The 22,219-nt window shown below is 48.9% G+C and carries 18 protein-coding genes; 8 read left to right on the forward strand and 10 right to left on the reverse strand.

The window, feature by feature from the left end; translation table 11 throughout:
• Nucleotides 1-9: 9 nt before the first annotated feature.
• A complete protein-coding gene (gene cmoB / locus CFF01_RS08870) occupies nt 10-1,002 on the reverse strand; it encodes a tRNA 5-methoxyuridine(34)/uridine 5-oxyacetic acid(34) synthase CmoB (RefSeq protein WP_033538100.1) in 993 nt (330 codons plus the stop codon).
• Nucleotides 999-1,730 (reverse strand): carboxy-S-adenosyl-L-methionine synthase CmoA, encoded by a 732-nt coding sequence (gene cmoA / locus CFF01_RS08875; protein ID WP_033538101.1) that lies wholly within the window; start codon nt 1,728-1,730, stop codon nt 999-1,001. The genes cmoB and cmoA overlap by 4 nt, the downstream gene beginning before the upstream one ends.
• Before the next feature lie 275 nt (nt 1,731-2,005).
• On the opposite strand from cmoA, the gene CFF01_RS08880 reads away from it, so the two are divergent.
• The 7 genes from CFF01_RS08880 to CFF01_RS08910 all read left to right on the forward strand — a co-directional run bounded on the left by CFF01_RS08880 (nt 2,006) and on the right by CFF01_RS08910 (nt 13,137).
• Nucleotides 2,006-4,801: a transporter substrate-binding domain-containing protein gene (locus CFF01_RS08880; RefSeq protein ID WP_232479533.1), complete on the forward strand. Its 2,796-nt coding sequence runs from the start codon at nt 2,006-2,008 to the stop codon at nt 4,799-4,801.
• 169 nt (nt 4,802-4,970) lie between these two features.
• Nucleotides 4,971-6,749 (forward strand): aspartate--tRNA ligase, encoded by a 1,779-nt coding sequence (gene aspS / locus CFF01_RS08885; RefSeq protein WP_033538103.1) that lies wholly within the window; start codon nt 4,971-4,973, stop codon nt 6,747-6,749.
• A 71-nt stretch (nt 6,750-6,820) separates the two neighbouring features.
• Nucleotides 6,821-7,567, forward strand: coding sequence for a YebC/PmpR family DNA-binding transcriptional regulator (locus CFF01_RS08890; protein ID WP_088904565.1), 747 nt, complete (start codon nt 6,821-6,823; stop codon nt 7,565-7,567).
• A 7-nt stretch (nt 7,568-7,574) separates the two neighbouring features.
• Nucleotides 7,575-8,096 carry a crossover junction endodeoxyribonuclease RuvC gene (ruvC, locus tag CFF01_RS08895; protein ID WP_033538105.1) on the forward strand — a complete coding sequence of 174 codons (522 nt, stop codon included), beginning with the start codon at nt 7,575-7,577 and terminating at the stop codon, nt 8,094-8,096.
• Entirely contained in the window at nt 8,093-8,710 is a 618-nt protein-coding gene (ruvA, locus tag CFF01_RS08900) for a Holliday junction branch migration protein RuvA (protein ID WP_033538106.1), read from the forward strand. The genes ruvC and ruvA overlap by 4 nt, the downstream gene beginning before the upstream one ends.
• Before the next feature lie 18 nt (nt 8,711-8,728).
• On the forward strand, nt 8,729-9,742 hold the full coding sequence (ruvB, locus tag CFF01_RS08905) for a Holliday junction branch migration DNA helicase RuvB (protein WP_033538107.1): 1,014 nt from the start codon (nt 8,729-8,731) through the stop codon (nt 9,740-9,742).
• Nucleotides 9,743-10,626: 884 nt separating this feature from the next.
• Nucleotides 10,627-13,137, forward strand: coding sequence for a TonB-dependent receptor plug domain-containing protein (locus CFF01_RS08910; RefSeq protein ID WP_088904566.1), 2,511 nt, complete (start codon nt 10,627-10,629; stop codon nt 13,135-13,137).
• A gap of 59 nt (nt 13,138-13,196) precedes the next feature.
• Here CFF01_RS08910 and gloA read toward each other — a convergent pair whose 3' ends face one another.
• Nucleotides 13,197-13,607, reverse strand: coding sequence for a lactoylglutathione lyase (gene gloA, locus CFF01_RS08915; protein WP_088904567.1), 411 nt, complete (start codon nt 13,605-13,607; stop codon nt 13,197-13,199).
• Between the two features lie 690 nt (nt 13,608-14,297).
• Between gloA and CFF01_RS08920 the strand changes: the two genes are divergently transcribed.
• Nucleotides 14,298-15,263, forward strand: a complete 966-nt coding sequence (locus tag CFF01_RS08920) for a glycoside hydrolase family 16 protein (protein WP_088904568.1) — start codon at nt 14,298-14,300, stop codon at nt 15,261-15,263.
• Between the two features lie 120 nt (nt 15,264-15,383).
• Here CFF01_RS08920 and nth read toward each other — a convergent pair whose 3' ends face one another.
• The 7 genes from nth to rsxA are packed head-to-tail and all read right to left on the reverse strand — an operon-like array spanning nt 15,384 to nt 22,211.
• On the reverse strand, nt 15,384-16,016 hold the full coding sequence (gene nth / locus CFF01_RS08925; RefSeq protein WP_033538111.1) for an endonuclease III: 633 nt from the start codon (nt 16,014-16,016) through the stop codon (nt 15,384-15,386).
• 3 nt (nt 16,017-16,019) lie between these two features.
• Nucleotides 16,020-16,718, reverse strand: coding sequence for an electron transport complex subunit E (locus tag CFF01_RS08930; RefSeq protein WP_088904569.1), 699 nt, complete (start codon nt 16,716-16,718; stop codon nt 16,020-16,022).
• A complete protein-coding gene (gene rsxG / locus CFF01_RS08935) occupies nt 16,711-17,349 on the reverse strand; it encodes an electron transport complex subunit RsxG (protein ID WP_088904570.1) in 639 nt (212 codons plus the stop codon). Before rsxG ends, CFF01_RS08930 begins: the two co-directional genes overlap by 8 nt.
• 20 nt (nt 17,350-17,369) lie before the next feature.
• Nucleotides 17,370-18,422: an electron transport complex subunit RsxD gene (gene rsxD, locus CFF01_RS08940; protein ID WP_033538113.1), complete on the reverse strand. Its 1,053-nt coding sequence runs from the start codon at nt 18,420-18,422 to the stop codon at nt 17,370-17,372.
• 2 nt (nt 18,423-18,424) lie between these two features.
• The gene (gene rsxC, locus CFF01_RS08945) at nt 18,425-21,067 is read right to left on the reverse strand and encodes an electron transport complex subunit RsxC (RefSeq protein WP_088904571.1); all 2,643 of its coding nucleotides are present in this window, start codon (nt 21,065-21,067) and stop codon (nt 18,425-18,427) included.
• Nucleotides 21,061-21,630 (reverse strand): electron transport complex subunit RsxB, encoded by a 570-nt coding sequence (gene rsxB / locus CFF01_RS08950; protein WP_033538115.1) that lies wholly within the window; start codon nt 21,628-21,630, stop codon nt 21,061-21,063. The genes rsxC and rsxB overlap by 7 nt, the downstream gene beginning before the upstream one ends.
• Before the next feature lie 2 nt (nt 21,631-21,632).
• A complete protein-coding gene (rsxA, locus tag CFF01_RS08955; protein ID WP_033538116.1) occupies nt 21,633-22,211 on the reverse strand; it encodes an electron transport complex subunit RsxA in 579 nt (192 codons plus the stop codon).
• Between the last annotated feature and the right edge of the window lie 8 nt (nt 22,212-22,219).

Consider the following 22,219-nt stretch of genomic DNA (forward strand, 5'->3'; position numbering starts at 1 on the left):
ACTATTCTTTTAAATCAAATCTTTATTAGGCTGATTCTTGACGGCGATAAACGTAGCCCGCTTAGGCGCAGGATATCCCTCGACGGTCAGGCTGATGTCATTGGGGTCCAAATAATCGACTAATGATTCGTTTGGCATCCATTCTGTGGTTCGCTGCTCTGCTAATGAGGTTACATCAATATCGACACAACGAACATCGACAAAGTCGGCTTTTTTGAGCCAGGCTTCTAATGCTTTGGCCGAAGGCAGGAACCAGACATTATTCATCTTGCCATAACGTTCACCAGGCACAAGTACGGTGTTTTCATCGCCATCCACGACTAGCGTTTCCAGCACGAGCTCGCCGCCGGTTCTTAACTGATCCCTTAATTGAAACAGGTGATCTATAGGAGAGCGTCTATGATAAAGCACACCCATAGAAAACACGGTATCAAAGGCATCGAGCGGCGGTAACTGCTCAATGCCAAGGGGCAAGAGGTGCACGGGATGTTCAGTGCCGGCTAGACGCTTTACTGCTTCAAATTGACACAAAAACAGCGGGGATGGGTCTATGCCGACCACACGCTTAGCGCCTTCTCCTAGCATGCGCCACATGTGGTAACCACTACCACAGCCGACATCGAGCACGGTTCTATTCTTTAAAGGTGAGATGTGAGGCTGTACGCGCTCCCATTTCCAATCTGAACGCCATTCGGTATCGATATGAATGCCATGAAGATCGAACGGGCCTTTACGCCATGGTGAAAAGAGCTTCAGCAGGTTTTTCAGTTTTTCCTGTTGCCCCTGGCTGAGTTGTTCGCCGCTGCCAACAGCCACCTTGGTGCTGAAATCGAGTTGATCTGGCGCAGGGTAGTGCAATTTGTTGAGCACTTTTTCCCATTTGGGCAGGTTGCCATGTTTATGCTCTCGCTGCCATTGGCCTAGGATCGCCGGAAGTTCCTCTAGCCAATGCTGGAGGTTTGAATCGGCGATTTGTTGATAAAAAGAGCTAAAGCTGATCACTTGATGGCCACCATAGAAGCAAAGTTAAAACATTGAAACCAGACACTGAAATGACTAAAACCCTGATCTGTCAGGCGCTGTTGGTGCTGCTCCAGCGTATCAGGTTTCATGACATGCTCAAGCGAGCTGCGTTTTTGACTGATCTCTAATTCGCTGTAGCCGTTAGCCCGTTTAAAATCCAGATGCAATTCGTCCAACAGATGCTGTACGGGCGCATCGTCGAACACTAGCTTTTCTGACAATACTAATATGCCACCGGGTTTGAGGCCGCGATAGATGTTTGCAATTAACGTCTGTCTGTCTTCTGGGGCGAGAAACTGCATGGTGAAGTTCAAAATCACCATAGAAGCGTTCTGGATATCGATGTCGCGAATGTCGGCGCAGACCAGGTCTACCGGGGTTTCGCTAACATAGGCGTTAAGGTGCTGCCTGCAGCGCTCGACCATAGATTCACTATTGTCCACGGCAATGATATGGCATCCTCGTCCTTCAATACGGCGGCGTACGCTAAGGGTGGCGGCGCCTAAAGAGCAGCCTAAATCATAGATATTTGAATCGGGAGAGACGCACTTATCGGCAAAATCACCTAGGGTATTTATGATCTGTCCATATCCGGGAACTGAGCGGCGGATCATGTCGCTAAAGACACCAGCAACTCGATCATCGAATTGAAAGTCACTGATATGTTCACAGGCTTGTGCGTAAATAGTATCTTGTGTTGAGTTCATCAGAGTTTTTTGAGTAAATTCAATATTTCATTCTAGCTAATGATAACAGTTCGCAGCAAGTCTAGTACTGGAAATTAGGAATAAAATTCTGTCTAATATCCTAATAACAACATATATTTTACAGCGCCGTGACTTTGTCTTTCGCAACCAAGGAAAGAGGCCATTTTTTTAAACCCGAGTTGAGGTCTTTGTACCGGGTTAACTTTATTTTGAGTCAGGCACTGCTTAGTCGGTCAAGGCTTAAGCGCTTTTTTAAACGATACTGGGAATATTCTTTGACACTACTAATTCGCTTGATGTTTGCCGTCTCCCTGCTCCTCGGGTTTAATTCCATGGCCGAAGAGCGCCAAAAGCCGTTGATCTTGGTGTTTGGGGAGGACAGTTATCCCTATCAGTTTATTGATGAAAATGGTGATGCCAAAGGGGTCTTGGTGGATCTATGGCGGGAGTGGTCATCCCAGACTCAGGTGCCTGTTGTATTTGTCGCACGTCATTGGCAGGACTCGCTTACCCAGGTGGCTCAGGGAGATGCCGATATCCATATTGGCTTGGGGATCACTCAAGATCGTGAGCAGTATTTTGATTTCGCAGCGCCCATTGCTTATGTCAGCACCTATCTTTATGTGCGCAATAGTTTGAAAAACAAAAAGAGTTACGAAGACCTGTTACCTTACCGCATTGGTATCGTGAAGGGCTCTTCTCATGAGTCAATTTTGAGTCAACAGGTCAATGGACTCAGTTATCGCTACTATAATAGCCGGGCCGATCTCATGCGCGGTGTAGTAGAGGGTGAGGTAGATGTGTTTGCGGGCATGGAAGGCTACCTTAAAGATAATGCGGTCAGCCGAGCAGTGCTCGAGGAGTTTCCCCTAGACAATCGCTTGTTAATAAAAAAAACCGCTTTGGTGCCTGCCGTAAGGAAAGGGCGTACGGAGTTGATCAGTCTGATAAATCGCGGCTTTGAGCGCTTAACTCAGGCCAGCCGCACAGAGATAGACAAACGTTGGTTAGGCTTTAGCCAAGATAGCAATACTTTAGTGATTGCCACCACAACAGGCATTCAACCTTTTGCCGATACAGGTGGGGATGGCGAGCCCCATGGACTCTATATCGACATCTGGAAACTCTGGTCGAAAAAAACAGGGATTGCGGTAGAGTTTCGCCCGGCATCCATGGAGGACAGCCTGGATGAGCTCAAATATCTCAGGGCCGATATTCATGTGGGCTATCCTGAAAGCGATACTATGAAGACTAATCTTACCCGCGCCTGGAAAACCTATCAGGTCAAGAGTCGCATCTTTAGTCATGGGCGTCCGCTGACGAGTCTGGATGAGCTAAAGGGGAAACGGGTTGGCGCCGTGCCTACCGCCCCCTATCTGGATAAGCTCAAGCAGGCGTTACCAGAATCTGAACTAAAGCTTTATATGAATGTGACCCAGATGATTGAGGCGGCGCAGCAGGGTCACATCGCGGCTTTCGTAGCGGCATCAGCCTGGACCCAGCACTACCTGCTACGAACCGATTCCTGGCCTGACTTTCATCAGTATCGCCAGCTTGACTTTACCACAGACATTTATGCGTTAACGCGAAACGAAGATAAAGGCCTCGCCCAGCGCATCGCTGCGGGATTTAAGCTTATTAATCCAGCCGAATTGGCCGCGATTGAGAGTAAATGGATATTGGATAAAGAAGATCGCAGCTTTCACACTCTCCTCAGTTCAGTGACGATAACGCCGGCCCAGCGTCAATATTTACAAGGCTTGGGCACGCTTAAAGTGGGTTACCTTAGTGCCTGGGCACCGATGGAATACGCTAACGGGCGTGGTGAGTTTATGGGCATCAACAGTGAGATCACGACCTGGATTGCCGAGCAGCTTGGCATTGAGGTACAACCGGTTGCTTATGAACGCTGGAATAGTCTGGTCGATGCGCTAAAAAATGGCGAGGTAGATGTTGTTGGTAGCGTCGCCTACACGCCGGAGCGCGAGCGGGAATTGGCCTTTAGTAGTGCCTATTGGCCGTCACCCTGGGGCTTGGTGACTAATTTAAATCAGGTGACGGTATTCAATCTCAGTCAGATGAGTGGCAAACGCTTAGCGGTCGTCGAAGGCTATCAGCTTATCGCCAACCTGATGAATAAAGATCTCGGCATAGAGCTAGTGATCGTTCCCAATAGTCGCGCCGGGGTAGATGCGGTGGCACAAGGTAAGGCCGATGCCTTTATCGAGAAAGTGATCAACATGGCCATGGTGTTAAAGCAGGGCGACTACAAGGCATTAAAGATGTCTGTGTTGGCCGATTTTTCGCAGCAGCAAAGCCATTTTGCCTTTAATAAAAAATATAAAGAGTTGGTTCCTATGTGGGACCAGGCGATCGCCCAGTTAACCCCTGATCGACAACAGGCCATTTATCAGCATTGGGTAAAAGAGGATACAAGTCGCTGGCAGACGATGTTGAACTACCAAAATGGTTTCTATGCGTTGGCATTAGTGAGCTTTATTTTAATTGCTTATTTGCTATGGCGAGGACACCACAGCCGCCAGATTCTCGCAAGAGAGCTGGCCTTTGAGATCTCGCAGGCGGGTCAGTTTGATGCCTTAACAGGCCTACCAAACCGTAGCTTGCTTGATGACAGATTGCAGCAATCAGTGTTGATGCACAGACGAGATATGACGCCTTTTGCCGTGCTGTTTATCAGTTTTGACAATATGCCTGATATCAACCAGACCTACGGTCATAAGGTGGGTGATAGCGTTTTGGCGAAGGGGGCTCAGCAACTTAAAGCGGCGGTGCGTAAATCTGATACCTTGGCACGTTTTGGTGGCAATGAATTTGTGATGGTGTTAAATCGCAGCAAAGACCTCGATACCGTGTGTCAGGTGGCCGATGGCATTATCGGTAGTTTTAGCGCGCCCTTTGCGATCAATGGTGTGAATGTGGCACTATCGGTCAGCATAGGCGTTGCTATGTTTCCAAACGATGGCGATACAGTGGTTGAGCTGCTTAAGACAGCCGATAAACTCATGTCCCGGGCGATGAAACAGGGGGGTCGCTGCTACCATAGCGCTTGATTTTGTTAAGCGTGCTTTGGTATTGATGGATATTTATCCAACCCAAAGGTTTACTTCATTTTAAGAAGATGAAGTTGTTTTGAAATCGGCAATATTTCACTATAATGCCGCTTTTGTCATGTATTGAATATCCTCAAGCAAGGCCTTGTGGATGAAAGGAAAGGGTTAGATGCGCAGTCATTATTGTGGAGACGTTAATCGGTCTCATGTTGGGGAAGAAGTTACTCTCGTAGGTTGGGTCAATCGTAGTCGCGATCTTGGCGGCGTTGTGTTTCTTGATCTACGTGACCGAGAAGGCGTGATTCAGGTTGTTTATGACCCTGACTTGCCAGAGGTATTCGATGTCGCCAGCACACTGCGCAGCGAGTTCTGTGTTCAGGTTAAGGGCCTGGTTCGTGCTCGCCCTGACAGCCAGATCAACGATCAGATGCGCACCGGTGAAATCGAGGTATTAGGTAAGGCGTTGACCATACTTAATAGCGCGCCAGCTTTGCCGATCAACATGGACAAAAATCAACACAATACAGAAGAGCAGCGCCTTAAATATCGCTATCTGGACCTGCGTCGCCCTGAGATGGCCGAGCGCATCATCTTCCGTTCTAAGGTCACCAGCGCCGTGCGTCGTTTCCTCGATGGCAATGGTTTCCTCGATATCGAAACGCCTATTTTGACAAAGGCGACGCCAGAAGGAGCAAGGGATTACCTGGTACCTAGCCGTACCTATAAGGGACAGTTCTTCGCCTTACCACAATCGCCACAGTTGTTTAAGCAGCTGCTGATGATGTCAGGTTTTGATCGCTACTATCAGATCGTCAAATGTTTCCGTGATGAAGATTTGCGTGCCGACCGCCAGCCTGAATTTACTCAGATCGATATCGAAACCTCCTTTATGACCTCTGCTGAGGTGATGGATAAAACAGAAGAGATGGTTCGTGGTCTGTTTAAAGAGTTACTTAATGTCGAACTGGGTGAGTTTCCTAAGATGACCTTCGCCGAGGCGATGCGTCGTTACGGCTCTGACAAGCCTGATCTACGTAACCCGCTTGAACTTATCGATGTGGCTGATTTGGTCAAAGACGTTGACTTTAAAGTGTTCCAAGAGCCAGCAAATGACAGTGAAGGCCGTGTGGCCGTGCTGTGTGTGCCAGGTGGGGCCAGCCTGTCTCGTAAGCAGCTCGACGAATATGGCAAGTATGTCAACATTTATGGCGCCAAAGGGCTGGCATGGATGAAGGTCAACGAGCTGGAGAAAGGCCTGGAAGGCATTCAGTCGCCAGTGCTTAAGTTCCTGAGTGAAGAGGTGGTTAATGGTATCCTAGCGCGCACTGGTGCGGCTAATGGTGACCTTATCCTCTTTGGTGCGGACAAGGCAAACATAGTGGCAGAAGCCATGGGCGCACTGCGTCTGAAAGTAGGTGAAGATTTCAACCTGCTGCAAGGTGACTGGAAACCACTATGGGTGGTTGACTTCCCAATGTTCGAGCGCACCTCTGACGGCGGTCTGCACGCCATGCACCATCCGTTCACCGCGCCAAGTGGTATCTCACCTGCTGAGCTGGAAGCCAACCCAACGGCAGCAATTTCGGACGCCTATGACATGGTGCTTAACGGTTGCGAACTGGGTGGTGGTTCGGTGCGTATTCACAATAGTGAAATGCAATCTGCCGTGTTCAGAATTCTGGGGATCAACGACGAGGAAGCTCAAGAGAAGTTTGGCTTCCTGCTTGAAGCGCTCAAGTATGGTACCCCACCACATGCTGGTTTGGCCTTTGGTCTGGATCGTATTGTGATGCTGATGACGGGCGCAAGCTCTATTCGTGACGTGATGGCCTTCCCTAAGACAACCACCGCGGCATGTCCTCTGACCAACGCGCCTGGATTTGCTAACCCAGTCCAGCTCGAGGAACTCGGCGTTAGCGTAGTCGAAGCGAAAAAAGAACAGGAATAACGCAATATTGAATCATTAAGCCGAGCACCTAGCTCGGCTTTTTCGAGGCATACTCGAATAAGGAGTCTTCTATGGCCGGTCACAGTAAATGGGCCAACATCAAACACCGCAAAGCAGCACAAGATGCCAAACGCGGTAAACTCTTCACCAAATTTATTCGCGAACTCACCGTCGCAGCGCGGGAAGGTGGTTCAGATCCCGATTCAAACCCCAGACTCAGAGCCGCTATCGATAAGGCGCTGTCAAACAATATGACCCGTGATACGGTCGAGCGCGCCATTAAGCGCGGCGCCGGTGAGTTAGACGGTCAGGTGCTGGAAACCATCATGTATGAAGGTTATGGTCCAGGTGGCACAGCCGTTATGGTGGAAACCATGACAGACAACCGTAACCGCACCGTATCTGGTGTGCGTAATGCTTTCAGCAAGTCTGGTGGTAACCTGGGCACCGACGGTTCGGTTGCCTATCTGTTCGAGAAGCGCGGTGTGATCTCTTATGCTGAAGGCAGCGATGAAGACACCATCATGGATGCGGCGCTCGATGCTGGCGCAGAAGATGTCGTAACCAATGATGATACCTCTATCGATGTCTACACAACACCAGACGCTTTCGGGGCGGTAAAAGATGCACTGGATGCGACAGGCTTAGCATCGGTCAACGCTGAAGTGACCATGGTGCCTTCGACTAAGGCGGAGCTCGACGCGGCGACGGCGCCAAAGTTTCTACGCCTTATCGATAACCTTGAAGATCATGATGATGTCCAAGAGGTCTATCATAATGCCGAGATCTCTGATGAGATCTTAGCCACCCTGGAATAGGCTATCTATGCCGATCATTTTGGGGGTAGATCCTGGTTCGCGGATCACTGGGTATGGGGTGATCCAGTGCCAGGGTAGGCAGCAAGTTTATCTTGGCAGTGGCTGTATTCGCACCCAATCGGATGATCTGCCATCGCGTCTTAAGATTATTTTTGATGGCATTAGCGAGATCATCCGCCAATACCAGCCCGATGAGTTTGCTATCGAGCGGGTATTTCTGGCCAAAAACGCCGATTCGGCGCTCAAGCTGGGTCAGGCCCGAGGTGCGGCTATCGTTGCCGCCACCAATGCAGACCTACCAGTTGCCGAATATTCGGCGACTCAGATTAAAAATGCCGTAGTCGGCACTGGCCGGGCGCAGAAGAGTCAGGTACAGCACATGGTGCAGCAGATCCTCAAGTTGCCCGCAGCGCCTCAGGCTGATGCGGCCGATGCTCTGGGCGTTGCTCTGTGCCATTTCCATACATATCAGAGTCTTATTGCCCTGGGCGGTAAGGCCAGCGCGAGAACATACGGAAGATATAGATGATAGGTCGTTTACGGGGATTATTAGTCGAAAAGCAGGCACCAGAAGTGCTTATCGAAGTATCTGGTGTGGGGTACGAGGTGCAGATGCCCTTAACCTGCTTCTACGAACTGCCTGAGTTAAATCAGGAGGCGGTGATCTACACCCACTTTGTGGTGCGTGAAGACGCCCAGCTGCTTTACGGCTTCATGAGCAAGCAGGAAAGAGCCCTGTTTAGGTTATTGATCAAGACCAATGGCGTCGGCCCTAAACTGGCCCTGACGATTTTGTCTGGCATGAACGCCGCCGAGTTTGTTAAGTGTGTCGAGCACGATGATATCGCCACCTTGGTGAAATTACCTGGTGTGGGTAAGAAAACTGCTGAGCGCTTATTGGTAGAGATGCGCGATAAGTTAAAGAGTCTGATGGAAGCGTCCCACGGATCCGAGCGTGAGTTTGTGCTCCAATCCAATTACACGCCAGCGCCAGTGGTTAACAGTGCAGAAGAAGATGCCATCTCGGCGCTATTGGCGTTAGGATATAAGCCAGCACAAGCCAGTAAGGCGGTCTCCAGTGTCTTCAAGGAAGGCATGGACTCGGAAACACTGATCAAGGCGTCGCTCAAGTCGATGCTTTAGCGCCAAAGTGAGAATTAAATGATAGAAGCCGATAGGTTAGTTCATGCTCAGCCCCAGGGGATAGAGGAGCGTGATGAGCAGATAGACAGGGCGATGCGCCCTAAGTTGCTCGATGAATACACGGGACAAGACGATACTCGTGCTCAGCTCAAGGTATTTATTGAGGCGGCGCAGAAACGGGGTGAAGCCTTAGATCATATGTTGATCTATGGTCCACCAGGTTTAGGGAAGACCACGCTGGCGATGATTGTCGCTAACGAGATGGGGGTCAACATCAAGTCGACCTCTGGTCCTGTGCTTGAAAAAGCTGGAGATCTCGCGGCGCTGCTGACTAATCTTGAGGCGGGCGATGTACTCTTTATTGATGAGATCCACAGATTAAGCCCTGTAGTGGAAGAGATCCTCTATCCGGCGATGGAAGATTATCAGCTGGATATCATGATAGGTGAGGGACCGGCTGCCCGCTCTATTAAGCTCGAATTACCTCCCTTTACTCTAATTGGTGCTACTACCAGGGCCGGGGCCTTAACCTCGCCGCTTAGAGCCAGATTTGGCATACCGCTAAGACTCGAATTTTATAACGTTAAAGATCTCAGCAGTATCGTGACGCGCTCAGCGAGGGTTCTTGAACTGCCAATCGACCAAGAAGGGGCTGTGGAAGTGGCTCGCCGCTCGCGGGGAACTCCCCGTATTGCCAACCGTCTGCTTAGACGGGTGCGTGACTACGCCGAGGTGAAGCATGATGGTGAGGTTAATAAGGCGGTTGCCGAGAGTGCTTTGGACATGCTGGATGTGGATGTTGAGGGCTTTGACTATATGGACCGTAAATTACTGCTGGCCATTATCGATAAGTTTATGGGGGGCCCCGTCGGTTTAGATAACCTGGCGGCGGCGATTGGCGAGGAGCGTGAGACCATCGAAGACGTACTCGAACCCTTCCTGATCCAGCAGGGCTTCATTCAACGAACGCCAAGGGGACGTATCGCTACGGCTAGAGCCTATCAGCATTTTAATCTGATTAAGCCTGAATAAGCGTTCTTACCTTTAAGAGAAACGGCGCGGCATTTGTCCGCGCTTTTTTCTGGGAAAAAGGTAGACACACCTTACCTTTGGGTTCTTCACTATTTTCTTAGTTTGTATAGAACACTTGCTAGGCCAATTTGTATCACGCGTTAAGCATTCGTTTTCTTAAATTTCGTTTTTTTCATTTGCATAAGGTTACTAGGGCGATAGCTTAGTAACTTATTGATACGTTATTTGTCTTAATTTAAATTTATTGTAAATGTAATGTCTGGTGTTAATAAATTTAAACTTTACTTAAAGACTTAATCATAATGAAACGCGTTTTATCATTGTGAATTTTCTATATACCTAAGTCACTTTAAATGAATTTAACTCAGTGTTTTAGATGTACTTAAAATACACAGTTGAATCTAATCATCTGACATTTTTACCCTCAATGTAAAATATTGTTACTAAGCCTGGTTAGTGACCTTTTCAGCATGTTTATTCATCAGGCTAGCTTATCGAATGAAATGTTAACAGCGGTGCTTTCATGTGCCAATAGCGTGACTCACCTAAATTTAAACAGCTGTTTAGATGCTGTTTGTGTGACGGTGATCACACTTATGGTATTTGTGTGCGTTGTATTTGTGTTGCACCTGTCGCGGTTTAAATCACTGGCTAATGAGCGTAAATCTAGTTAATTACGCTAGGTGAATGCTTATTCACTCGGGTTGAGAAAAATCGGAATGTCCTTTGTTACTTAATAAACACCATAAATTAACGTTTATTTTTCATTGGTTAAATATTTGGTGGATTGACGCTTTTATGGCGACAAGACAGTATCGAATCGAGCGTTGAATAAATAAAAGAACGGCGCCGAATAAAAATATTGAATCAGGGAGAATATTTACATGATAAAAACAAGCAGATTAGCTGCAGCAGTTAAATATAGTTTAATTGCTTCAGTATCAACCAGTGGATTTATTGTTAGCAATAATGTGGTTGCTGCCGAAGAAAGCGCCTCTTTCGAACGTATTGCCGTGACAGGTTCGCGCATTCAACGTCAGGATATGGAAACAGCCTCACCCGTTACCGTTATTGATGCCAGTGCGATTCGCGCCGAAGGCTACAACTCGGTTGACGAGATCCTGCAAGCTCAACCAGCCATGGCGGGTATGGCTGCAGGCTCTACGACCAACAATGGTGCCGATGGTGTTGCCCAGGTAGACCTGCGTGGTATGGGCGCTAGCCGTACCTTGGTACTGTTAAATGGTCGCCGTATGGTTAACTCTGGTTCGGGTGCTGATAGCGCTGTAGACTTAAACACCATTCCAGTTGCCATGATTGCCCGTGTTGAGATCTTAAAAGATGGTGCCTCGGCGGTTTATGGTTCTGATGCCATTGCTGGTGTAGTGAACATCATCACCAAGAAAGACTTCGAAGGTTTCCAGCTCGATATTAACGGCGGCGCAACCGATAAGGGTGATGGTGAAAATGCTGAGATCAGTGCGCTATACGGTTTTAATACCGATGGTGGTAACTATACCTTTGGTGTGGCTTACTCAGATCGTGGTGGCGTCATGCAAAGAGATCGCGATTGGGTAGAGAAGGGGTCTAGTAGCTATATTCCTACAGGTACTTTAGGCGGTAAGGTACAAGATGAAAACGGTAACTGGGTCGATCGCACCGAAGGTTACGACTATACCCAGGACAGCTGGCTACAGACACCCAACGAGCGTTACAGCTTCTTTGCTAATGCCACTCAAGAGTTTGCAAATGACATCGTCTTTACCGGTGACATTCTTTATACCAAGCGTAAATCTGAGCAGATGATGGCGGCCCAGCCCGCTTCTGTAATGTTAGATGTATGTACACCTAGCTCAACAGGTAACTGCATTACCTTAACTGATGCCATGCTTGCTGGCGGAATTACGCCAGACGATCAGGACCGCGTTGAGTACCGTAGAAGAACCAATGATGCGGGTAATCGTATCTATGAGCAAGACACTGATACTCTGCGTGTCTCAGCAGGCTTAGCCGGCGAGTTGGATGTTCACACGGGTATTCAGTGGGATGTGGCTTACACCTATGGTAAGAACAAGGCGAAAACTTGGGTACACAACTCAATCAACGCTAAAAACATGGCACAGTCTGTTTATGATAACCAGGATGCTTGGTTTAGCGGTGACCCACTGTCGCAAGATGTCATCAATGACATTAGCTACTTAGAAAATACAACCGGCGGTAACGAGCAACACATCGTTTCAGGTGTGATCAGTGGTGAAGCGTTTGATTTGGACGCGGGCCCAGTGGCTTATGCGATCGGCGCAGAATATCGTCACGACAGCGGTTACTACAATCCAGATGCAGTGATTGTTGCTGGTGAAGGTACCGCTGCCCAGCAAGATCCAACCGACGGTAGCTACAGCGTCTTCTCTGTTTACCAAGAGGTAAGTGTACCGTTTACCGACAAACTAACAGGTGAATTTGCGCTGCGTTTCGATGATTATTCAACCTTTGGTAATGCGTCGACTTGGAAGATAGGTCTAACCTATGAAGCAACCAACGATCTGATGCTACGGGCTGTTGCTGCTACTGGCTTCCGAGCACCTAACGTCAGTGAATTGTTTGGCGGTAACGTAGGATCTTTCGATTACCTAGATGATCCATGGGGTAACGAGCAAGATCCACAGATTTTAGTGAACTACACCTCAGATGCAGACCTGAAGGCCGAATCATCAGAGTCTTACACAGCAGGTCTGGTTTACTCTCCTAGCTATATCGATGGTATGTCACTAACGTTGGACTACTGGCGTTTCAAGATCACTGATGCTATCTCGCGTCTGGACGTTCAGGCGGGCCTTAACGCCTGTCATGGTGGCGATACCTCAGCTTGTGAGACCTTTGGCATCACGCCAGATGGAAATCTTGAGAACCTGACCAACCCGCTGACTAACGTGGGTTATCAAGACACCAGCGGCGTCGACTTTAACCTGGCTTATCGTTTCGAAGGCTTAGGTTTAGATTGGAGCATTAGCAACGACTTGACCTACCTAGTTAAATTTGAACAGGATGGTATCGATTACACAGGCACTATCGGCGGCATGTTTGGTGGTTACGCTAAGGTAAAGAATAACTTCAGCGTGAAAGCCGGACAGGGTGACTGGAGCCTAATGTACTCTAACCGTTATATCGGTGAGATGGATGATATCAACTATGGTGATACCATTGATTCAATCTTGTACCACAATATCTCGGGTATGTACCACATCAACGATAGCATTACGGCGAGCCTAGGTCTGAAGAACTTCACCGATGAGAAGCCTATGATGGTTGCAAGTGGTAACGAAGCAGGTACCGTACCAGAGGTTTACGACACAATCGGTCGTCAAATCTATGGTGGAATTACTGTTAAGTTCTAATCGATAGACTGAATGTAAAAAGCGCCCTAGGGCGCTTTTTTTATGCTTAGCTTATCGTGTTAGCCTAAGCCTTGTTGGGCTGATTTCATCTGAATGAATTCAATCTTATAACCGTCAGGATCTTCGACAAAGGCGATCTCTGTGGTACCACCGGCAACAGGTCCAGGTTGGCGTGTCACCTTGCCGCCAGCGGCTTCGATGGCGGCGCAGCGGCTATAGATATCGGCTTCGCCAATGGCCAGGTGGCCAAAGCCTGTACCGAGATCATACTTGTCTGTATCCCAGTTGTAGGTTAGCTCGACCACGGCTGCACCACTAGACTCTTCATCGAAACCAACAAAGGCCAAGGTGTAACGGTATTCAGGGTTTTCCGACTTGCGCAGCAGCTTCATGCCTAAAACTTCGGTGTAAAAATGTATGCTACGATCAAGATCACCGACTCTTAGCATAGTGTGTAAAAGTTGTGCCATAACGTCCTCGGTTTAGGATTAGTGTCGGTGACAAGTATACCTTTTTTACCTGTTATTGAAATGCAATAAGGGCAGAGAGTTGCCTTAGCTTAAACGGTTAAATTTACACTATTAGCTTGATGGGTTTGTACGGTTTTTAGGGTGATACATGGGTTGATCAGGGTCACATAATTCAGGGATATGGCTGGTGTTCACCCCTGTGCCTGAGATAATGCAGTCCCCGTCATTAAAGGAGTTGTCGATGCCAAGCGAATTGAAAATGGCCTTAGGTCTAACGGTTACCATAGCCATCTTTTTATCTATTTTCTTTGTTTGTATGTTTTAAGTGTAAAAAAGCCGCGAAAGCGGCTTTTTTGTGGCTTACTCGTCAGCATAGACTTTCTGTTTAAATTGCCATTATATTTACCAAAAACCATTGAACTGCATCGACTTTAAAATCTTTCTGGACCATCTTTAAACATCTGCTGCTCTAGCTGAACCCCATTTTTGCCCAGGGCAAACTTAGTGCGGTTGGTGATTATAGGAGTCGATTTTACCACGGGATTTTTTAGGTCACTTTGCGTCATTAGGTAAGGTTGAAATGTGCAGTGAGAGGTGAGTGATCCATTTCGACATTGAGTTGACCTCATATTTAATGTAACGATTACTCTTTAACTCATCGCCTTTCGTTACTGATTAAGGGACTGATAGATGGAACAGACTTTTTTGACAAAAACTCTAGGTTGCATCACGCCATTCATAGCAGCTTTGATGATGGTAAGTTGCACTCATTCCGTTTTAGACAATACCGATGAGTTACCCGTCGCTTACAATGGATACACAGGGCAGTACAAAGGCTATTCACTTGTTTTAGATGAACGATTCGATAAATTTAACTCAGAGATATGGTCAAAGGGCGATGGCGCCGTCGGCAGTGAGTCAGTGTGTCGATTTCAGCCTCAAGGTGTGGACGTCTCTAATGGACAATTAAATCTGATTATTGAGAAAGAATATGTCGCCAGTAGTTGGTCTGAAGACCATCAGATGATGAAGCCTGCTTATGATTACAGTTGTGGTGAGCTAAGAACGCGTTCTAATAAACAGATCAAATATGGACGCTTCGAAACCAGAATGAAAGCACCTAATCGAGCATTGGCTTCGGGCTATATTTCTTCTTTTTTCACCTATACCCATGAGGGTGAGCCTAAAGAGTGGGAAGAAATAGATGTTGAGTTAGAAGGTGGGCGTCCTGATAAGTTTCAAGCTAATTTAATTTATGGCCTTGACGCCGCTAACTGGTTGGAAACCCGGCAGTGGGGCGCATGGGAAGATAAAATTAACATCGCCCCCGCAGATGAATGGCGAGTGTATGCTATCGAGTGGACGCCCTCAGCGATCAAATGGTTTGTTGACGGAAAAATTTATAAGACACTGTCATTAAAGGATTTAGCATGTAAACCTGTATGCCAGAATGAACAAAAGTTTCCGACACCAATACCCGATAATCTAACACAATTAATGATGAATTTTTGGATCCCAAATGACGATATTCAAGCAGTGTTCGGTGGTAATAAAAAGCGCAATATTTACCCAATGAGAGCCAGTTATGACTGGGTGAGAATTTACCAGTTAGACGAGTATCCGCTAGCGCACTGGAAAATCTCCCCATCAAAATGACGCTAGTATAGGCGTTCACCAATTGACATAAGGTTCATTGATGATTTGTTTAAGCGTGTGAATAAAGCCTGTCTCACGCTAAAAAGTAATATATAAAATCAAGTTGTTAAAGCTGGCTAGTTAGTCAGCTTTATCTTTAAATTCGCATAAATCTTCAATAATACAGGCGCCGCACCTAGGTTTACGAGCGGTGCATATATAGCGGCCATGCAGGATAAACCAGTGGTGCACATCTACCTTAAATTCGGCTGGGACCACCTTTAACATCTTTTGCTCAACCTGATCCACATTTTTGCCCATGGCAAATTTGGTGCGGTTGGCGACACGAAAAATATGGGTGTCGACGGCGATAGTCGGCCAACCAAAAGCTGTGTTTAATACCACGTTGGCAGTTTTTCGGCCCACACCCGGTAATGCCTCGAGCGCCTCTCTGTTTTCAGGTACTTCACCGTTATACTTTTCAATCAAGATCTCGCACGCCTTGATGACGTTAATCGCCTTGTTGTTGTACAGGCCTATGGTCTTAATATATTGCTTTAGACCTTCGACACCGAGATCATAGATAGCCTGGGCCGTATTAGCCACCGGAAACAGTTTATCGGTAGCTTTGTTGACGCTAACATCCGTGGCCTGTGCCGACAGGGTGACGGCAACCAAGAGCTCAAAAGGGGATGAGAAGTTAAGTTCTGTTTCTGGTTTTGGATTATTGTCGCGAAGAATCTCCAGTATTTTTATTCGCTTCTCTTTATTCATGACTTAACTCACCTTAGTGATACGGGCACGGGTGACGGCAGGTGCGGCTTCGGCTGCGGGTTTGCGTGCCTCGAGCTGCTTGTCGATCAGGTTTTTGATGGCGATCAGAAACCCCATGGCGATGAAGGCGCCTGGCGGCAGCATGGCCAATAGGAAGTTGGTATCCACCTGCCAAAGATGTATTGTGAGCCCTTTTGCCCAATCGCCTAATAAGAGATCGGCACCGTCAAACAGAGTGCCTTGGCCCAAGATTTCACGACAAGCGCCAAGCGCCATTAACACTAAGGTAAAGCCGACCCCCATCATTAACCCGTCAAACGCAGCCTTAACAACGTTATTACGCGACGCAAAGGCCTCGGCGCGGCCGATAATCACGCAGTTGGTGACGATAAGTGGTAAGAAGATCCCTAGTGATAGGTAAAGGCCATAGGCATAGGCGTTGATCAACAACTGCACACAGGTCACCAGCGCGGCAATGATCATGACAAATACCGGGATACGGATCTCTTTCGGGACAAACTCTCTCACCAGAGAGACAAGCACGTTTGAGCCAACCAGCACCACTAAGGTTGCCAAACCAAGGCCAATGGCGTTAGTTAAGGTAGCGGTAACCGCCAGCAGAGGGCAAAGCCCCAAGAGTTGTACTAAGCCAGGATTGTTTTTCCACAGTCCTTGCCAAGCGATATCGCGATAGTTACTCATAGTTGACCTCACAATTGGCTGGACGACTCAACAGGGTCTGTTTATTAGTGTTGAAGTAGAGCAGGGTACGTCGCACCGCGCCAACATAGGCTCTGGGGGTAATGGTGGCACCGGTAAATTGATCAAACTGACCACCATCCTTTTTCACTGCCCAGCGTTTGTCCTGATCATCTTGAAGGCTTTGACCGTTAAAGCCAAATACCCAAGGGGACTTTCGCAGCTCGATCTTATCGCCAAGACCCGGCGTCTCGTTGTGATTAAGGGTACGCACCCCTAGCACTTCACCTTTTGCATCGATGGCGACGATCAGCTTGATCTGGCCATTATAGCCATCGGGCGCGACCGTTTCGATGGCGATGGCCACTGGCTCACCTTGGTTACTGGCGATATAGGCTGGCAGTGGTTCCTCGACGCCTAAAGCCGCTGCGTCCTGAATAAGAATGCAGTGCTCGATCAACGCATTGTCATGCATATCATCTGGGATGATCTGATGCAGGGTGCGCATCAACTCAAGATCTTCCTGCTGCTTAATACGCTCAAAGGTAAACTGGTTGACTAAGGCCACCAGTGCGGTGCACAGCAGGGCAAACAGACCGAGCAGAGTAGCATTTTTGACTATAGAACGTTTCACTTCATACTCCTGCCGTGGGCTTAGTGGCTAGCTCTGTGGCCATAGGCACGGGGTTTGACATAGTAATCGATAAAGGGCGCGCACAGGTTTGCCAGCAGCACAGCAAAGGCAAAGGCATCCGGGTAACCGCCAAAGCTACGTATCACGTAGACCAAAAGACCGATGAGCGCGCCGAATATTAAGCGTCCACGGGTGCTGGTTGCGGCTGTAACGGGATCTGTGGCAATGAAGAAAGCCGCTAGCATAGTGGCGCCGGAGAACAAGTGTAATAAGGGGCCCATATGGGTATCAGGGCTTAACAGATAACCTATGCTTGCACAGATAAACAGGCTGGCAAGAATTGCCGTACTGATCTGCCAACGGATCAATTTGAGTTTCAGCATTACCAGGCCGCCAGCAAGGTAAGCCAGGTTAATGATTGCCCAGCCGATGCCGAAGCCATCGCTAAAATTGGGTTTGAGCAGGATCTCGTTGATGGTTAAGCCAGTTGATAGACCCGTTTTCACAGCATCCAGTGGGGTCGCCATGGTCATGCCATCGAACCCAGCGCGATAGGCGAGGATCTGCTCAGCATCGGCGCCTTGGAAGATAATACTTAGGCTTAGTAATAGATCCGTGCCGTGCAATGCGGCGCCGCTAGGGGCCACCCAGGTAGTCATCTGTACCGGGAAGGAGATAAGCAGCATGACATAGGCGGCCATGGCTGGGTTAAAGATATTATTACCTAGGCCGCCATAAAGTTGCTTTACCACTAAGATGGCAAAGATCACCCCAATGGCTGCAATCCACCATGGTGCAAGCGCAGGAATCGCAACACCAATCAGTAGGCCGGTTAACGCGGCGCTATTATCACTGAGGGTTTTTCCTACAGGGCGACCGCGCAGCTTTAACACCGCAGCCTCTGTGGCCAGCGCTACGCCGATGGCGAAGACGATTTGGATCAGGGTGCCCCAACCGAAAAAGTAGCACTGGGCCAGTACGCCCGGTAGGGCACACAGCATGACCTTAAACATTAACCCGCGGGTTTGTGCTTTGGTTGAAAGGTGTGGCGATGAGGCCAACTTAAATGCCATGGTTAATCCTTGTGCTCATTGGTTGAGTTATCAGCTTGGGCCTTTGCCAGTTTCTTTGCCTTAGCTTTAGCGACCGCAGCGGCGATTTTGGCTTTCTTGAGCGCCTCGGCATCGTCAACAGGTGCTACAGAAGCAACTGGCTTATCAGCCATGACAGGCGCTTCGTCAGAGGCTTGTTCTGCGCTAGCGACTGTTTGCTCTTGGTTTAAACCCGCTTGTTGGGCTTTTTTCGCCTTGGCTTTAGCGACCGCTGCGGCGATTTTAGCCTTCTTAATCGCCTCGGCATCGTCAACGGGGGCTACAGAAGCAACTGGCTTTTCAGCGATGACAGGGGCTTCGTCAGAGGTTTGTTCTGCGCTAGCGACTGTTTGCTCTTGGTTTAAACCCGCTTGTTGGGCCTTCTTCGCCTTGGCCTTAGCGACCGCGGCGGCGATTTTAGCCTTCTTGAGCGCCTCGGCATCGTCAACGGGGGCTACAGAAGCAACTGCCTTATTAGCCATGACAGGCGCTTCGTCAGAGGCTTGTTCTGCGCTAGCGACTGTTTGCTCTTGGTTTAAACCCGCCTGTTGGGCTTTTTTCGCCTTGGCTTTAGCGACCGCGGCAGCGATTTTGGCCTTCTTAATCGCCTCGGCATCATCGATAGGTGCAGCCGTATCAGTTGGCGCTTCCCTTAACTGCTCTGTTAAGCCTGCCTGCTGCGCCTTCTTGGCCTTGGCACGGGCGATGGCTGCGGCGACTTTCTCCTGTTGGCTTAAAGGGGCTGTCTGCTTGTCTGTCTGAGCCGGCTCTTGGTCAATTTCAGCTGCTGGCGACTGTTGCTGCGCGGCCTTTTTCGCTTTGGCACGGGCGATGGCTGCGGCGACTTTCTCTTTCTGACTCGGAGCGGCCGTGCTGCTATCACCACTTGCTAGCGTTACGCTAGACTCCGTTGTTGCTGCAGGTTCAGCTTCTGCTTTTTGCGCGGCCTTTTTCGCCTTGGCTCTAGCGATGGCTGCGGCGACCTTATCTTGTGGTTTCACTTCTTGTGGATTCACAGGGCTATCAGCGGCTGTAGCCTCAGTTTGTGTTGGCTCAGGTGTCTGAGTTTGCTCTTGATCGGCCTTTTTCGCCTTAATCCTTGCCATGGCGGCAGCGACAGCATCTTTATCAGAGCCTGTCATCTGGGTCTTGCGCCGCTCTGCCGCTTGTTTTGCTTTCTCTTCCCGCGCCTGCTTTTCCTGCTCGAGTCTTAGTGTGCGGGAATCGAAGCGCTGTTTGGCGAGTTCGGCCTGTTTCTTCTCTTCGGCTTCCTGTTTTAGCGCCGATTTCGCTACGCGGTAATATTCAACCAAGGGGATATCGCTTGGGCAGACATAACTGCAACAGCCACATTCGATACAGTCTCTTAGGTTGTAACTCGCCGCCTTGTCATATTCTTGCGCTTTAGCGTGCCAAAAGAGCTGCTGTGGTAGTAGTTGAGCTGGGCAGGCTACCGCACACTCACCGCAGCGGATACAAGGCTGCTCTGGGCTCTGTGGCGCTATTTCTTGCGTACTCGGCATCAAGAGGCAGTTAGTACCTTTGGTGATAGGTGCATCCCAATTGGGTAGCATATAGCCCATCATGGGACCACCGACTATCACAGGTGCATCTAAATTGCCTTTAAATTGGCAGACCTTTAGCAAGTGTGCCACAGGCGTTCCTATGGGTACCCAATAGTTACCAGGCTTGCTGACATTTTGCCCTGTGAGGGTAACAACACGCTCTAGCAGTGGCATGTTGCGATAAACCGCTTGAGCGATACTATAGGCGGTGCCAACGTTTTGAACCAAGATCCCCAGATTAGCGGGTATAGCGCCTGATGGTACTTCCTGACCCGTAAGGATCTGGATCAGTTGTTTTTCCCCACCCGAAGGGTAGAGGGTCGGGATCTTTGCGACTCTGGCACAATTACTTGGCAGTTTGCTGCGGTTGAGACTGTGTCCTATCTGTTCAATCGCTTCGGGCTTGTTGTCCTCTATTGCAATAATAATGCGTTTTGGCCCAAGTAGCTGATGGATGATCTCTATGCCGCGAATGATTTCATCGCACTCTTCCTGCATCAGCTTGTCATCTGAGGTGATATAGGGTTCACATTCCACCCCATTGATGATCAGCAGTTCGATATCACTGACAGGGGTCAGTTTGATATGAGTAGGGAAGGCCGCGCCTCCCAGACCGGCAATACCCGCAGCCTGAATGCGACTCAAGATAGCTTGATTGTCCATTTCGGCGACGTCATCGAGGCTCAAAGGGGCGTGAACCGTGTCTATCCACCGCTCTTGGTGGTCATTTTCAATCACACAGCTTAATACAGGCAGCGCAGAGGCGTGATTACTAGGGCGAGCCTCAATGGCGGTCACCTTACCGGAGACTGGCGCATGTACTGGCAGATGACGGAAATCTTCACCTTGTGTCAGCACCTGGCCCTTGGCCACAGTATCACCCACTTTAACGGCTAAGGTGCAAGTTTCGCCAACGCCGGGTACAGGCACTACGTAGTGCGCTGCAAGGGGCAGTTTGGCTATCTTATTTTGATTCGATAGGGATTTATGCTCTGGAGGATGAATACCGCCGGGGATACGCCACAGTGTGCCTTTATCTATCTGTTCTAACAAGGTTAACACTTAGATTCCTCGCTAATATTGACCACAGGTATGGCATTGAGTTGCCAGCTCCAGTTTTGTAGGGTTTCGGCTACAGGGATCATATCGATGCAATCGACCGGGCAGGGCTCGACGCAGAGATCACAGCCGGTACAGTAATCAGTAATGACAGTATGCATCTGTTTACCTGTGCCCAAAATCGCATCCACAGGGCAAGCCTGAATGCACTTGGTGCAACCGATACACTCCTCTTCGCGAATGAAAGCGACCTTCTTTACTTGAGTTTCTGCCGAGGCGGTTAACGGCTCAGGGTCGACGCCCATAAGCTCGGCCAGTTTTTCCATTGTGGCTGTGCCGCCCGGAGGACACTTATTGATCTTTTCACCGTTAGCTATCGCTTCGGCATAGGGGCGACAGCCTGGGTAACCGCATTGGCCACATTGAGTCTGGGGCAACAAAGCCTCAGCCTGATCGATAATGGGATCGCCTTCGACCTTAAATTTTTCTGCGGCGTAACCTAGTAGCGCACCAAAGGCGAGAGCGAGTAATCCTAAAAGGATAATGGCAATAATAACTTGGCTCATGCTTAATTAACCAAACCTGTGAAGCCCATGAAGGCCAGTGACATGAGTCCCGCGGTGATCATAGCGATGGCACCGCCTTTAAAAGGCATAGGCACATCGGCGGCGGCAAGTCGCTCGCGCATGGCTGAGAAGAGGATCAATACAATCGAGAAACCTGCTGCGGCGCCAAAACCATAGATAGCCGACTCGATAAAATCGTGCTTCTCGTTGACGTTGAGCAGAGCTACGCCTAAAACGGCGCAGTTGGTGGTGATCAGGGGCAGATAGATACCGAGCGCTCTGTGGAGTGAGGCACTGGTTTTTTGCACCAGCATTTCGGTAAATTGCACTACAACAGCGATCACCAGAATAAAGGCCATGGTGCGCAGATAGTTTAAATCAAATGGTGTCAGCAGATAGTTATCAACTAGATAACTCAAAATGGAGGCAAGCGTCAGCACAAAGGTTGTCGCCATCGACATCCCTATAGCTGATTCCAGCTTGCTCGAGACGCCCATAAATGGGCAGAGACCGAGAAATTTAACTAATACAAAATTATTGACCAGCACTGTGCCGACCAATAGGAGGAGATATTCGCTCATCTCAATGG

This window comes from Shewanella marisflavi (assembly GCF_002215585.1).
GTDB lineage: Bacteria > Pseudomonadota > Gammaproteobacteria > Enterobacterales > Shewanellaceae > Shewanella > Shewanella marisflavi.